General features: G+C 67.0%; 16 protein-coding genes. 11 read left to right on the forward strand and 5 right to left on the reverse strand.

The annotated features are described in order from the left end of the window. Positions 1-443 (forward strand): HNH endonuclease signature motif containing protein (locus AU194_RS32355; RefSeq protein ID WP_197417779.1); only part of this gene is annotated, 443 nt, incomplete at its 5' end. 5 nt (positions 444-448) lie between these two features. Here the strand turns inward: AU194_RS32355 and AU194_RS29755 are convergent. Together AU194_RS29755 and AU194_RS29760 are read right to left on the reverse strand one after the other, a co-directional pair. Continuing rightward, positions 449-655 carry a hypothetical protein gene (locus AU194_RS29755; RefSeq protein ID WP_157576599.1) on the reverse strand — a complete coding sequence of 69 codons (207 nt, stop codon included), beginning with the start codon at positions 653-655 and terminating at the stop codon, positions 449-451. Between the two features lie 147 nt (positions 656-802). Beyond that, positions 803-1,684 (reverse strand): acyl-CoA thioesterase II, encoded by an 882-nt coding sequence (locus tag AU194_RS29760; protein ID WP_059092850.1) that lies wholly within the window; start codon positions 1,682-1,684, stop codon positions 803-805. Positions 1,685-1,800: 116 nt separating this feature from the next. Between AU194_RS29760 and AU194_RS29765 the strand changes: the two genes are divergently transcribed. From AU194_RS29765 to AU194_RS29780, 4 genes are read left to right on the forward strand one after another with little or no spacing between them, the layout of a single operon-like run. Further along, entirely contained in the window at positions 1,801-2,424 is a 624-nt protein-coding gene (locus AU194_RS29765; protein ID WP_059092851.1) for a TetR/AcrR family transcriptional regulator, read from the forward strand. 50 nt (positions 2,425-2,474) lie between these two features. Next, positions 2,475-3,704: an amidohydrolase family protein gene (locus AU194_RS29770; protein WP_059092852.1), complete on the forward strand. Its 1,230-nt coding sequence runs from the start codon at positions 2,475-2,477 to the stop codon at positions 3,702-3,704. A 31-nt stretch (positions 3,705-3,735) separates the two neighbouring features. Continuing rightward, complete coding sequence (locus tag AU194_RS29775) at positions 3,736-4,875, forward strand: acyl-CoA dehydrogenase family protein (protein ID WP_059092853.1); 1,140 nt, start codon at positions 3,736-3,738, stop codon at positions 4,873-4,875. Further along, positions 4,875-6,140 (forward strand): acyl-CoA dehydrogenase family protein, encoded by a 1,266-nt coding sequence (locus AU194_RS29780; RefSeq protein ID WP_059092854.1) that lies wholly within the window; start codon positions 4,875-4,877, stop codon positions 6,138-6,140. The genes AU194_RS29775 and AU194_RS29780 overlap by 1 nt, the downstream gene beginning before the upstream one ends. Position 6,141: 1 nt before the next feature. Here AU194_RS29780 and AU194_RS29785 read toward each other — a convergent pair whose 3' ends face one another. Next, positions 6,142-7,167 carry an Rv2578c family radical SAM protein gene (locus tag AU194_RS29785; RefSeq protein ID WP_059092855.1) on the reverse strand — a complete coding sequence of 342 codons (1,026 nt, stop codon included), beginning with the start codon at positions 7,165-7,167 and terminating at the stop codon, positions 6,142-6,144. A 122-nt stretch (positions 7,168-7,289) separates the two neighbouring features. Here AU194_RS29785 and AU194_RS29790 point away from each other — a divergent pair, with 122 nt between their 5' ends. Then, complete coding sequence (locus AU194_RS29790) at positions 7,290-7,493, forward strand: cold-shock protein (protein WP_059092856.1); 204 nt, start codon at positions 7,290-7,292, stop codon at positions 7,491-7,493. 66 nt (positions 7,494-7,559) lie between these two features. On the opposite strand, the gene AU194_RS32070 is transcribed toward AU194_RS29790, so the two are convergent. Continuing rightward, complete coding sequence (locus AU194_RS32070; RefSeq protein ID WP_157576600.1) at positions 7,560-7,766, reverse strand: hypothetical protein; 207 nt, start codon at positions 7,764-7,766, stop codon at positions 7,560-7,562. 22 nt (positions 7,767-7,788) lie between these two features. After that, positions 7,789-8,193: a hypothetical protein gene (locus AU194_RS29795; RefSeq protein WP_059092857.1), complete on the reverse strand. Its 405-nt coding sequence runs from the start codon at positions 8,191-8,193 to the stop codon at positions 7,789-7,791. Positions 8,194-8,376: 183 nt separating this feature from the next. On the opposite strand from AU194_RS29795, the gene urtA reads away from it, so the two are divergent. Genes urtA through urtE form a run of 5 tightly spaced genes read left to right on the forward strand, consistent with a single transcriptional unit; the run spans position 8,377 to position 13,152 of the window. Beyond that, positions 8,377-9,642, forward strand: coding sequence for an urea ABC transporter substrate-binding protein (gene urtA / locus AU194_RS29800; RefSeq protein WP_059092858.1), 1,266 nt, complete (start codon positions 8,377-8,379; stop codon positions 9,640-9,642). Between the two features lie 7 nt (positions 9,643-9,649). After that, the gene (gene urtB / locus AU194_RS29805; RefSeq protein WP_059092859.1) at positions 9,650-10,534 is read left to right on the forward strand and encodes an urea ABC transporter permease subunit UrtB; all 885 of its coding nucleotides are present in this window, start codon (positions 9,650-9,652) and stop codon (positions 10,532-10,534) included. Further along, positions 10,531-11,634, forward strand: coding sequence for an urea ABC transporter permease subunit UrtC (gene urtC, locus AU194_RS29810; protein WP_059092860.1), 1,104 nt, complete (start codon positions 10,531-10,533; stop codon positions 11,632-11,634). Before urtB ends, urtC begins: the two co-directional genes overlap by 4 nt. Then, on the forward strand, positions 11,631-12,458 hold the full coding sequence (gene urtD / locus AU194_RS29815; RefSeq protein ID WP_059092861.1) for an urea ABC transporter ATP-binding protein UrtD: 828 nt from the start codon (positions 11,631-11,633) through the stop codon (positions 12,456-12,458). Before urtC ends, urtD begins: the two co-directional genes overlap by 4 nt. A gap of 1 nt (position 12,459) precedes the next feature. Further along, entirely contained in the window at positions 12,460-13,152 is a 693-nt protein-coding gene (gene urtE / locus AU194_RS29820) for an urea ABC transporter ATP-binding subunit UrtE (RefSeq protein WP_059092862.1), read from the forward strand. Positions 13,153-13,167 lie beyond the last annotated feature (15 nt).

The following is a 13,167-nucleotide window of genomic DNA, read 5'->3' on the forward strand; positions in this document are numbered from 1 at the left end:
TCATCCGCTGCCGCGACCTGACCTGCCGCTTCCCCTACTGCGACGTCCCCGCCACCCGCTGCGACATCGACCACGCCGTCCCCTGGCCCGCCGGCCCCACCGCTGCGGCCAACCTGCGCTGTCTGTGCCGAAAACATCACCTGCTCAAGACTTTCTGGATCGGCAAAACCGGTTGGCGTGACGAACAATTCGCCGACGGCACCATCGTGTGGACCGCCCCCAACGGACACACCCACACCACCTACCCCGGCAGCGCCGTACTGTTCCCCACCCTGTGCGAACCCGCCGCGCCAGCGCCGGTGCAGGAGAACCGAGAGCCCACGCGGACCCGCGGCCTCAACATGCCCAAACGCCGCCGCACCCGAACGCAAGACCGCGCCCGCTACATCGAACAACAACGCGGCCGCGTCGCGGAGGAACGCAACAGACCCCCGCCGTCCTAGGCACTTCAGCGCTCGAGGGTAGGGGGCTCCGTCGGCACGTCCGCCACCGCCGCCGATGCCTGCTTCCGCGCCTCCGCCGACGCCTGCTTCGGAACCGCCTCTGCCGCAGCCAACGCCAACCGTCTCCGCTTGAGCCACAACCAGATCGCCATACCGATGGCGCCCGCGGCAAACGGCACGGCACCCAGCACGGTTGACACGCTTCGACTCATGACTCGGCCCTCCCTCGGATGGGACGTTCTCGGTCAGGCTTCGCCGCCGAAGGCAGCCGCGCGCACATGACCGTGAACGGCAACGAGGTCGGACACCATCATCGCGCCGCGGGGTTCGCGACGTCGCGGAACGGGCCGATCCGAGTCTTACAACCGGTTCTGCGTCGCGATCGAGTTGTCGGTGGTCCGCAGCGGCCGGATCAGCGCGTCCTGACTGAAGGATGCGAGGAGCTCGCCCTCCTCGGTGTGCACCGTTCCCCGCACATACGACATCCCCGCACCGACCTGCGTGCTCTCGTGGCCGTAGAGCAGCCAACCGTTCCACCGCACCGGCTCGTGGAAGCTCACGCTGATCGTCATCGGCGCCGTCGACACGGTCAGATGCGACTGCGCGGTACCGATCCCCTCGTGCGCCCGCATCGTCGTCGAGATCCCCAGGTGCCCGGTGAAATACGCGATCAGTGCCTTCGCCAGATCGTCGCGCTGCGGAATGGGGTCATAGTGCAACCACGCGTACAGCTCCGGGGGTCCGACCTCGTCAGGACTGTTCACGTCCACCACATCGACCAGCCGCAGCTGCCGGCCGATCATCGGCATCTCCGACACGTTCGCCTCGGCCGGCGGCACCACCGCGGGCCGCGGCAGATGATGGCGGATCACATCGCCCGACGGCACATCCGTGAACACCGTGACCGTGATGCACCGCTTGCCGTTCTGCGACACCGACACCACCGCCGTCGCCGTCGACCGCCCCTCGGCCACCACGTCGATCTCGAACTCCACCGGCGGCCCGACCACCACGACCCGGGAGAACACCGCGTACGCCGAGCGCACCGACTTGTCCGGGAACCGCTTGGCCACCGCGACGATCGCCTGCGCGAGCACCTGCGTGCCCTCGACCACCTGCCGCTCATCGGCCGCGGCGACACCGGTGTCCGCAGTGAACCGGTTCTCCTCTGCGGGTTGCGCGTCGAACAGGTCGAGCAGCATCTCGACCGTCCACTGCATTTGCGTTGATTCGGTGGTCATATCCGTCGAGCCCCTGTCCGTCGATCCTCGGTGCACCTTAACGACAAGTTACATAGCCTTCTGCAAAAGCGGTAACGTCATTCTCACGAGTCGTGTCCGATGTGGAAGGCATTCCCATGGCGAAGCCCACCGGCCAGTCGGCCACCGTCAGCCCGGACGCCGCGTCACGCCCCGAGAGGTTCATGCGTTCCGCGCTGGCAATCCTCGGCGAGACCGGCCGCACCGACTTCACCGTTCTCGAGGTCGTCGAACGCTCCAAGACCTCGCTGCGATCCTTCTACCAGCACTTCTCCACCAAGGATGAACTGCTGCTGGCCCTCATCGAGCGCATCATGACCGAATCCACCCGGCACTGGCGGGCCGAGACCCTGAACCGAAGAGCCTCCGAGGCCCTGCGCACCCTCATCGAACGAATCTGCGTGCCACCGGACTCCGACACCCAGGACCGCGTCAACCGGGGCCTGACCTCGTACAACGATCGCCTCGCCGACGCCGTCCCGCGCGAGTACGCCAAGGTGCTCGCCCCGGTGCACACCCTGATCGCCGACATCATCCGCCGCGGTATCGCCGAGGGCGACTTCCGTGCCGACATCGATGTCGACGTGACATCGGCCCTGATCATGCAGACCGCACTCGGCGCGATGCGCGTCCGCGCCCTCGGCGCCGAACTCTCCGGCAACGCGATCGACGCCGGGCACATCTACCAGTTCTGCGCCCGCGCCGTGGCCGCAGACACCTGAGTGGTAATGTCATTACCACTCAACGTTAATGCCACTTCCAGGAGGCGGATATGCCATCTCGCGAGCTGTCATTTCCGGTGTTCGACGCGGACAACCACTTCTATGAGCCCAAAGAGGCGCTGACGCAGTTCCTGCCGGATAACCACAAGGGCGTCATCGACTACATCGACGTCCGCGGCCGCACGAAGATCGTGGTGCGCAACCACATCAGCGACTACATCCCCAACCCGACCTTCGAGGTCGTCGCCCGCCCCGGCGCCCAGGAGGAGTACTTCAAACACGGCAGTGGCGGCAAGAGCTTCCGCGAGGTCATGGGCAAGCCCATGAAGGCCATCCCCGCCTTCCGCAACCCCGAGGCCCGCCTCGAGGTGCTCGACGGACTCGGCCTCGACTACACGATCATGTTCCCGACCCTGGCCAGCCTCGTCGAGGAACGCCTCAAGGACGATCCGGACCTGATCCTCGACATCATCCATGCGCTCAACCAATGGATGTACGAGACATGGCAGTTCAACTACGAAGACCGGATCTTCTCCACCCCGGTGATCAACCTCGGCGTCGTCGACCGCGCCCTCGAAGAACTCGAGTGGTGCCTCGAACGCGGCGCAAAGACCGTGCTCGTGCGACCTGCCCCGGTTCCGGGCTACCGCGGCACCCGCTCCCTCGGCCTGCCCGAGTTCGACCCGTTCTGGGCCGCCTGCGTCAAGGCCGGCATCCCGGTATGCATGCACGCCTCCGACAGCGGTTACGCCCAGTACCTCAACGACTGGGAGCCCGCCGACGAGTTCCTGCCCTTCAAGCCGACGGCGTTCCGGATGGTCGCGATGGGCAAGCGCCCCATCGAGGACACCATGGCCGCGCTGGTCTGCCACGGCGCGCTGACCCGCAACCCCGATCTGCGCATCCTGTCCATCGAAAACGGCGCCTCGTGGGTGCCCTACCTCTTCTACCAATTCAAGGACGTCTACTCGAAGATGCCGCAGGAGTTCCCCGAAGACCCCATCCAGGCGTTCACACGCGGCGTGTACGTCGCCCCGTTCTGGGAGGACAACTTCAAGCAGATCGCCGACCTGATCGGCATCGACCGGGTCATCTTCGGCTCCGACTGGCCCCACCCGGAAGGTCTGGCCGATCCGATCCGCCTGGTCGACGACCTCGTCGAACACGGCCTCGACGACGACGGCGTCCGAAAGGTCATGGGCGGCAACCTGGTCGACCTGTTCAAGGTGCCCAACCAGATCGTGCACCGGCCCGACGTGCCTGCCCTCGTCATCGCCTGATCAGCGACATCACAGAGAAGAGAACCGCGTCATGACGGAGGTCACCTCCCCGGAGAGCCTGCTGTTCGCCTCCACCGCCCAGGCCTTCCTCGAGAAGGAGGCCTCCCTGGCGCGGGTGCGCGAACTGCACGCCGCCGGTACGTCTTTCGACCCGCAGTGGTGGCAGCGTGCCGCCGAACTCGGCTGGGCGAGTCTGCTGGTGCCCGAGGAACTCGGCGGGGGCAGCGTGTCGGGTAACGGGGTCGCCGACCTCGCACTCGTCGCCGAACAGATCGGCAAGACCGTCGCACCGGGGCCCCTGCACCCGGTGTCGGTGGTGCTCTCCGGCCTCGTCGACGCCGAGAACCCCGAACGCCATGCCGAGCTCATCGAGTCACTGGTCAGCGGTGAGTCGGTGGCCTCCTGGGCGGTCTACCGCCCCGGCGCGGGCTGGTCACCCCACAACCCAGGGGTGACGGCGTCGGCGACAGGGTCGGGCTTCCGGCTCGACGGTGTCGCCGACCGCGTGGAGGCCGGGGCGCAGAGCGCCGCGCTGCTCGTGGTGGCCGAAACCAGCGGCGGATTAAGGCAGTTCGTGGTTCCGACGGACGCGCCGGGGGTGACCGTCACCCCGCAGCGTTCGCTCGACCTGGTCAAGAGCTATGCCCGCGTGGAGTTCTCCGGTGTGGAGGTCGACGAGTCGGCGGCGGTCGGCACCGCCGCGCAGACCACGGATCTCATCGCCCGACAGAGCCAGATCGCCCAGATGCTGCAATGCGCCGAGGTGGTCGGCATCCTCACCGCGGTCGTCGACATGACCATCCAGTGGGGCCTCGACCGGCACTCGTTCGGCCGTCCGCTGGCCTCCTACCAGGCGCTCAAGCACCGCTTCGCCGATCTCAAGATCCAACTCGAGGCCTGCCGGGCCACCACCCGCGCGGCCGTCGCCTCGGTGGCCACCCGTAGGGCCGACGCCGAGTTCAACGTCAGCGCCGCGAAATCCTATGTCGGCGAGCGGGCTTCGGCGATGATCCAGGACTGCGTCCAGCTGCACGGCGGTATCGGGGTCACCTGGGAACACGATCTGCACCTGTACCTGCGCCGCGCGACGCTGTACCGCTCGCTGTACGGCACCCCCGAGGACCACAACCTGCGTATCTACGCGCTCACCGAAGAGTTGGAGCCCGCCTGATGACCGAAACCTCCACCCGCACCGGGTCGGCACCGTCCGCCGCCGAATCGGTCGAGGAGTTCGCGGCCAGGGCGAGGGCGTGGCTCGCCGACAACATGCCGCGCATCGACCCGGACAACCCGCCCGACGCCGACCGCGGCGAGGAGGGTCCGTGGCGCCGCGCCCGCGAACTGCAGAAGATGCTGTACGCGGGCGGCTTCGCCGGGATCTGCTTCCCGAAGGAGTACGGCGGCCTCGGACTGCCGCTCGCCTACCAGCGCGCATTCGACCAGGAGTCGAAAGCCTATGAGCTGCCGATCATCCTGAACACCCCGACGTTCACGATCTGCGCGGCGACGATCCTCGACACCGGCAGTGAGGCGCAGAAGCAGCAGCACATCGGCGGCGCGATCCGCGGCGAGGAGATCCTCGTCCAGCTGCTGTCCGAACCCAGCGGCGGCTCCGACCTCGCCGGGGTGATCACCCGCGCCGACCGCCGCGACGGCAAGTGGGTGATCAACGGCGCGAAGACCTGGAGCACAAGCGCTTTCGCCGCCGACTACGGTCTGCTGCTGGCCCGCACCGACTGGGACGTGCCCAAACACGAGGGTCTGACGATGTTCCTCGTCCCGCTCGACTCGCCCGGCATCACGATGCGCCGGATCAAACAGGTCGACGGTGGCAACGAGTTCTGCGAGGAGTTCTTCGACGACCTCGTCCTCGACGACGACGCCGTGGTCGGTGAGGTCAACAAGGGCTGGGAGGTGGCCTCGCGCCAGCTCTACCACGAGCGTCGCGCGGTCGGCGGCGGCTCCGAATTCGCCAGCGGCATCGGCCCCGAAGGCGTCTCCGACCAACCGGTCGACTACGTCGCGCTGCTCGCGGCCACACACCAGTCCGACAACGAACGCGCCCGCGAACTGGCCGGCCGCGCGCTGGTGCGGCGCAAGGTGCAGGAGCAGCTGATCGACCACGTCTACCACGGCGTGCTCGACGGCAGCCTGCCGCCCGCGGCCGGATCGATCATCCGTATCACCCACGCCGAGTCGGTCCAGTTCGAACTCGACACCGCGCTCTCCCTGGCCGAGAGCGCCGGCGTGGTCGACGGCGGCGACGACCTGTTCCGGTTCGGTGAGCGCTACCTGTCCCGCCAGGCCGCCTCGTTGGGCGGCGGCACCACCGAGATCGCCCGCAACATCATCGGCGAACGTGTGCTGGGCTTCCCGCGCGAACCCGCCGCCGACCGTGGCGTGCCGTTCAAGGACGTCAAGCGCAACAAGGCTTGACTCAGAACAGCGTCGCCTGCACCGGACCCGCGGCAGCGGCGGCAAGGGCGGCGGCGCCTCCCTGCGGCTCGGTGCGGCGCCGTGTCCCGCTCAGCCCGTGCTTGCGCAACAGCGGTGCGGCGCGGTCGTGCAGCATCTCGCGGTAGTCGGCGGGCAGATACGCGCCGCGCCGGTACAGCGCGCGGTAATCCGCCACCAGTTCGGGATGCGAGCGCTCCAGCCACGCCATGAACCAGTTCCGCGTCGACCCGCGCAGATGCAGACCGAACACCGTCGCACTGCCCGCGCCGGCCGCGGCGATGTCACCGAGCAGGCGGTCCAGGTGCTCGACCGAATCGGTCAGCCGCGGCAACACCGGCGCCACCATCACGTGGCAGGACAGCCCCGCCTCGCGGATCGCGGCGATCAACGCCAACCGGGCCTGCGGCGTCGGCGTCCCGGGCTCGACGTCGTGGTGCAGATCGGGATCCCCGACGGCCAGCGAGATCGCCACACTGACCGGCACCCGCTGCGCCGCCTCGGCGATCAGGGGCAGATCCCGGCGCAGCAGTGTGCCCTTCGTCAGGATCGAGAAACCGGTGCCCGAATCACGCAGCGCGGCAAGGATTCCGGGCATCAGCGCATACCGCCCCTCGGCCCGCTGGTAGGGGTCGGTGTTGGTGCCCAGCGCCACGGTCTCCCGCGACCACGACGGCCTGCGCAACTCCCGCCGCAGCACGTCGACCACGTTCGTCTTCACCACCACCTGGGTGTCGAAGTCGGTGCCGTTGTCGAAGTCGAGGTACTCGTGGGTCGGGCGGGCGAAGCAGTACCGGCAGGCGTGCGAACAGCCGCGGTAGGCGTTGACCGTGTACTGGAACGGCAGCATCGCCGCATTGGGCACCTTGTTCAGCGCCGATTTGCACAGCACCTCGTGGAATGTCATGCCCTCGAACTGCGGCGTCCGCACGCTGCGCACGAACCCGATCCGCGCCAGTCCGGGCAGTGCGCCGTCGTCCGCCCCGACACTTTGACCTGCCCACCGCATGACTCCATTCGAACGTAGGTTCGATCCGCTGTCAAGTGCGATTCTTCCGAGATGACGCCCACGTGCTAGCCTCAACGGAGGATGCTTTCTGCATTCGTACGTAAGTCGAAAGAAATCAAGATATGACACAGGGAACCGTTAAATGGTTCAACAGCGAAAAGGGCTTCGGCTTCATCGCTCCCGACGGCGGCTCTGACGACGTCTTCGTTCACTACTCCGAGATCCAGGGTGGCGGCTTCCGCACGCTCGAGGAGAACCAGCGGGTGGAGTTCGAGATCGGTCAGGGTGCGAAGGGTCCGCAGGCCACCTCGGTGACCGCGATCTAACAGACTTCATGACAGATGGGCCGCCGGATTTTCCGGCGGCCCATCGTCGTTCTCAGGACTGTTTCGTCACCACTTCTTCTTGTCCGGTGCGTCCGAGAAAATCGGATTCTGCACGGGCGCAGTGGAATTCTGCGCGGGACTCGGTTCGGTCACGATCGGATGCGAGAAAAGATCGCCGTTCTTCATAGGTGAAAACCCTTCACGAGTTTCTACTGAGTGGCCGTCTGATCGGCCGGAAACACCGCCTCTCACAGGCGGTTCACCCTCGACCATACTCCTCTCCCTCGCCCATGTGTCACCAGGCGCGCAATGCGCACTGGGTTCCGCTGCCACCGTCGGACTGGACCACCACCACGTCGTCCACGGCGATCTCGCAGTGGAAGTTGGGCGGCACCCGTAGCGCACCGCTCGCGCTGACCAGCGCCCACTGCGTGGGGTCGGCCAGCCGGGTCTCGAACACCCACGGAACGCCCGGCTGCAGAGGTGTTTTCACGTTCGTCAGATACTTCGACGAATCGGCGTCGAAGTCGGCCTGACTCGGCGGTTCGGCGCCCAGATAGTAGATCTGCGCGAAGAGTTCGCTCTGCGCGACGACGGTGTAGGTCACCTTGTGGCCGCCCTGTTCGGGTTCGGCGTGTGCCGTCACCGCGGCCGCCAACGCCGTCGAAGCCGCGAGAACCGATGCAATCACTGTCCGCATGTCGGCTTCATCGACCGCCTTGCCTACCCCGTTACAGCCGTCTCATTCGCTGCGGCGGGCAGGTTAACGTGTTCGTCACACACAGTCATTCCCTAGAAACACCGGCAACTTAACGTGCCGATGCGGCACTGCTCACAGGGCCCGCGCGTGCCCCGCGCTGTTGACTTCAGGGAAAGGCTCCATATGCGACTACCAGGACGTTCCTCGCTCCACAGACCAGCGCTCGCCGCGGGCGCTCTGGTGGCCGTGACCAGCTTGTTGCTGGCAGGCTGTGGCAGCAAAGCCACCGACACCGAAGCCGCAGGTGCCGAGTCTTGCGTGGACACCTCCGGACCGAACATCAAGGTGGGCTCGCTGAACTCGCTGTCGGGCACCATGGCGATCTCCGAGGTCACCGTCCGCGACGCCATCAAACTCGCCGTCGACGAGATCAACGCCTCCGGTGGCGTCCTCGACAAGCAGATCCAGCTCATCGGTGAGGACGGGGCCTCGGAGCCGACCGTGTTCGCCGAGAAGGCCGAGAAACTCATCAGCAGCGACTGCGTCGCCGCGGTGTTCGGCGGGTGGACCTCCTCGAGCCGCAAGGCCATGCTGCCGGTGTTCGAGAGCGCCAACTCGCTGCTGTACTACCCGGTGCAGTACGAGGGCCTCGAAGCGTCGAAGAACATCTTCTACACCGGCGCCACCACCAACCAGCAGATCGTGCCCGCCCTGGACTACCTCAAGGAGAAGGGCACCAAATCGCTCTACCTGGTCGGCAGCGACTACGTGTTCCCGCAGACCGCCAACCGCATCATCAAGGCCTACGCCGAGGCCAACGGCATCGAGATCAAGGGTGAGGACTACACGCCGCTGGGCTCGACGGACTTCTCCACCATCGTCAACAAGGTGCGCACCGCCGACGCCGACGCGGTGTTCAACACCCTCAACGGCGATTCCAACGTCGCATTCTTCCGCGAGTACAAGAACGTGGGCCTGACCCCCGAGCAGATGCCGGTGGTGTCGGTGTCGATCGCCGAGGAAGAGGTCGGTGGTATCGGCGTGCAGAACGTCGCCGGTCAGCTGACGGCGTGGAACTACTACCAGACCATCGACACCCCGGTGAACAAGGCGTTCGTCGAGGCGTACAAGAAGGCCTACGGCGCCAACAAGCCGACCTCCGATCCGATGGAAGCCGCGTACGTGTCGGTGTATCTGTGGAAGAACACCGTCGAGAAGGCGAAGTCGTTCGACGTCAAGGCCATTCAGGAGAACGCGGGCGGTGTCTCGTTCGACGCCCCCGAAGGCAAGGTCACGATCGACGGCGAGAACCACCACATCACCAAGACCGCCCGCATCGGCGAGATCCGGCCCGACGGCTTGATCTACACGATCTGGGAGTCCCCCGGACCGATCGAGCCGGACCCGTACCTGAAGTCCTACCCGTGGGCCGCCGGCCTCTCCAGCTAGGTAGCACGTGGACGTTCTGATCGGGCAGCTGGCAACAGGATTGAGCCTCGGCTCGATCCTGTTGCTGGCCGCGCTCGGGCTCTCGCTGACCTTCGGTCAGATGGGCGTCATCAACATGGCCCATGGTGAGTTCATCATGGCCGGCTGCTACACCGCCTACGTGGTGCAGCAGATCGTCTCCAGCGCCGGTGCGTCGCTGCTGATCTCGCTGGTGGTGGGCTTCTTCGTGGGCGGCGCGATGGGCGCCCTGCTCGAGGTGACGCTGATCCAGAGGATGTACCACCGCCCGCTGGACACGCTGCTGGTCACCTTCGGCGTCGGGTTGATCCTGCAGCAGATCGCCCGCGACATCTTCGGCGCCCCCGCGGTGAACGTGATTGCGCCGTCGTGGCTTTCCGGCGGGGTGGAGATCCTCGGCGCGGTCGTGCCCAAGACCCGCATCTTCATCCTGGTGCTCGCGGTGGTGTGCGTCGCTGTGCTCGCCACGGTGCTCAAGACCAGCCCGATGGGCCGGCGCATCCGCGCGGTGGTCCAGAACCGCGATCTGGCCGAGACCAGCGGCATCTCGTCCCGCAGGACCGACATCACCACGTTCTTCATCGGATCCGGGCTGGCCGCGGTGGCCGGGGTCGCGCTCACCCTGATCGGCTCGACGAGCCCGACCACCGGGCAGAGCTTCCTGATCGACGCGTTCCTCGTCGTGGTGGTCGGCGGCCTCGGCCAGATCAAGGGCACCGTGATCGCCGCGCTGGCGCTGGGCTTCCTGAACTCGTTCATCGAGTACAACACCACCGCCTCGCTGGCCAAGGTCATCGTGTTCGTGATCATCGTGATCTTCCTGCAGGCGCGCCCCCAGGGTCTGTTCACCGTTCGGACAAGGAGTCTCGTATGAGGACACTGCTCGGGCGCTGGCAGACGTGGGCGGGTTTCGGGGTGGCGGCGGTGCTCCTGTTCGCGGTGGCGCCCGCGGTCCTGTCGGACTTCCGCCTCGGTCTGCTGGCCAAGTTCCTGTGTTTCGCGATCGTCGCGGTCGGCATCGGCCTGGCGTGGGGGCGTGGCGGCATGCTGGTCCTCGGCCAGGGGGTGTTCTTCGGCCTCGGCGGCTACATGATGGGCATGCACCTCAAGATCTCCGACGCGCAGTTGCGCGGAGATGACGTCCCGGACTTCATGCAGATCGCCGGGGTACGCGAATTACCCGGCTACTGGGCGCCTTTCGCCTCCCCCGCCTTCACACTGCTGGCGATCGTACTGATCCCCACCGGTATCGCGGCGATACTCGGCTTCGGGGTGTTCAAACGCCGGGTCAAGGGCGCCTACTTCGCGATCCTGTCGCAGGCACTCGCCGCCGCGCTGGCCATCCTGCTGGTCGGTCAGACCGGTCTCGGCGGCAGCAACGGGCTGACGAATTTCCGGACGTTCTTCGGGTTCACGCTCAACGACCCGGTCAACAAGCAGATGCTGTACTTCATCGCCGCCGGCGTCCTGCTCGTCGTCGTCGCGGTGGTGCGCCAGCTCATGCAGAGCCGCTACGGCGAGCTGCTGGTGGCGGTGCGCGACGGTGAGGAGCGGGTCCGGTTCCTCGGCTACGACCCGGCGAACATCAAGGTCGTCGCCTACACCGTGGCCGCGTTGTTCGCCTCCATCGCGGGCGCGCTGTTCGCACCGATCGTCGGGTTCATGGCGCCGTCTCAGGTCGGCATCCTGCCGTCGATCGCGTTCCTCATCGGCGTCGCGATCGGCGGCCGCACCACTCTGCTCGGACCGGTGCTCGGCGCCATCGGCGTCGCGTGGGCCCAGACGCTGTTCTCCGAACGGTTCCCGTCGGAATGGATCTACGCCCAGGGCTTGATGTTCATCGTGGTGGTCGGGTTCTTCCCGGCCGGCCTGGCCGGGCTCGGCGTGCTGCTCAAGCGGCGACGCCGCAAGGCCGCCGAATCCCCTGCGGCACAACCTGCTCCCGAACCCGAGACGGTGGGAGCCACCACATGACCACCACCACCGACCGCGAGCCCGTCGCAGGCGGCAACGCCGGGATGGGTGCGCAGTACCTCGAAGTACGGGGCCTGACCGTCGATTTCGACGGCTTCAAGGCGGTCAGCGACGTCGACCTCACCCTGTTCCAGGGCGATCTGCGGTTCCTCATCGGACCCAACGGGGCGGGGAAGACCACCGTGATCGACGCGATCACCGGTCTGGTCTCGGCGACGGGGTCGGTCAACAAGTCCGGTGTCGAACTGCTCGGCAAGAAGGTGCACCAGATCGCCAAACTCGGGGTGGGGCGCACGTTCCAGACGGCCAGTGTGTTCGAACAGCTGACGGTGCTGCAGAACCTGGACATCGCCGCGGGCGCCCACCGGTCGGCATGGACACTGCTGCGGCGACGGCGCGGGGTGTCACCGGCCATCGAGGAGGCGCTCGAGACCATCGGACTCACCGCGATGGCCGACAAACCCGCGGGCGTGCTCGCCCACGGGCAGAAGCAGTGGCTCGAGATCGGCATGCTGCTGGTGCAGAACGCCGACGTGCTGCTGCTCGACGAACCGGTCGCCGGGATGAGCACCGAGGAACGCGAGGAGACCGGAAACCTGTTGCGCCGCATCGGCGGTGAGCGCACCGTGGTCGTCGTCGAACACGACATGGACTTCATGCGCGCGTTCGCCACCTCGGTGACGGTGCTGGCCCGCGGTGAGGTGATCGCGGAGGGTTCCGTCGCCGACGTGCAGGCCAACCCCAAGGTGCAGGAGGTCTACCTCGGCACCGCCGCCGCCGGTGCGGACGGGATCGCCGACGACGCCCTCCCGGAAGGGGACTGACATGCTCCAACTCGTCGACGTGCGGACCGGCTACGGCCGCTCGGAGGTCATCCACGGCGCCAGCATCGAGGTGCCTGCCGACGGGGTCGCCGCGGTGATGGGCCACAACGGCGCCGGCAAGACCACGCTGCTGCGCGCCGCGGTCGGCCTGCTCAAATGCACCGGCGGACAGGTGCTGTTCGACGGGGAGAACATCACCCGGCTGCGGCCCAGCGCCCGCGTGGCGCGCGGGCTGGCCTACGTCCCGCAGGGCCAGCAGTCGTTCGGCCAGCTGACCACCGCGGAGAACCTCCAGGTGGTCGCCGACGGCCGCAAGAACGGCAAGCAGCTGATCGACGAACAGCTCGACCTGTTCCCCGCCCTCAAGGAATTGCTCACCCGGCGCGCCGGGCTGCTCTCCGGCGGACAGCGCCAGCAGCTCGCGATCGCCCGCGCACTGATCACCAGCCCGCGCTGCCTCATCCTCGACGAACCCACCGAGGGCATCCAGCCGTCGGTGGTCGCCGAGATCGAGGCCGCGATCACCGCGCTCACCGCCCGCGGCGACCTCGGGGTGCTGCTGGTCGAACAGCACATCGGGTTCGCGCTGGAATCCTCGCAGCGGTACTACATCCTGGAGGCCGGCCGGATCACCTCCAGCGGCACCGGCGGCTCGGCGTCGGAGGCCGATGTGCGGGCGGCGATGGCCATCTGAGGCAGGCTACTGTCA

The sequence above is a fragment of the Mycobacterium sp. GA-2829 genome, assembly GCF_001499965.1.
Lineage (GTDB): Bacteria > Actinomycetota > Actinomycetes > Mycobacteriales > Mycobacteriaceae > Mycobacterium.

Bases quoted from the DNA above. Each gene is read 5' to 3' on its own strand.
- urtD (WP_059092861.1), top strand. From the start codon at position 11,631: ATGACCACCACCACCGACCGCGAGCCCGTCGCAGGCGGCAACGCCGGG.
- AU194_RS29795 (WP_059092857.1), bottom strand. From the start codon at position 8,193: ATGCGGACAGTGATTGCATCGGTTCTCGCGGCTTCGACGGCGTTGGCG.
- AU194_RS29775 (WP_059092853.1), top strand. From the start codon at position 3,736: ATGACGGAGGTCACCTCCCCGGAGAGCCTGCTGTTCGCCTCCACCGCC.
- AU194_RS29755 (WP_157576599.1), bottom strand. From the start codon at position 655: ATGAGTCGAAGCGTGTCAACCGTGCTGGGTGCCGTGCCGTTTGCCGCG.
- AU194_RS29770 (WP_059092852.1), top strand. From the start codon at position 2,475: ATGCCATCTCGCGAGCTGTCATTTCCGGTGTTCGACGCGGACAACCAC.
- urtA (WP_059092858.1), top strand. From the start codon at position 8,377: ATGCGACTACCAGGACGTTCCTCGCTCCACAGACCAGCGCTCGCCGCG.
- AU194_RS29790 (WP_059092856.1), top strand. From the start codon at position 7,290: ATGACACAGGGAACCGTTAAATGGTTCAACAGCGAAAAGGGCTTCGGC.
- AU194_RS32070 (WP_157576600.1), bottom strand. From the start codon at position 7,766: ATGGTCGAGGGTGAACCGCCTGTGAGAGGCGGTGTTTCCGGCCGATCA.
- urtE (WP_059092862.1), top strand. From the start codon at position 12,460: ATGCTCCAACTCGTCGACGTGCGGACCGGCTACGGCCGCTCGGAGGTC.
- AU194_RS29760 (WP_059092850.1), bottom strand. From the start codon at position 1,684: ATGACCACCGAATCAACGCAAATGCAGTGGACGGTCGAGATGCTGCTC.
- AU194_RS29785 (WP_059092855.1), bottom strand. From the start codon at position 7,167: ATGCGGTGGGCAGGTCAAAGTGTCGGGGCGGACGACGGCGCACTGCCC.
- urtC (WP_059092860.1), top strand. From the start codon at position 10,531: ATGAGGACACTGCTCGGGCGCTGGCAGACGTGGGCGGGTTTCGGGGTG.
- AU194_RS29780 (WP_059092854.1), top strand. From the start codon at position 4,875: ATGACCGAAACCTCCACCCGCACCGGGTCGGCACCGTCCGCCGCCGAA.
- AU194_RS29765 (WP_059092851.1), top strand. From the start codon at position 1,801: ATGGCGAAGCCCACCGGCCAGTCGGCCACCGTCAGCCCGGACGCCGCG.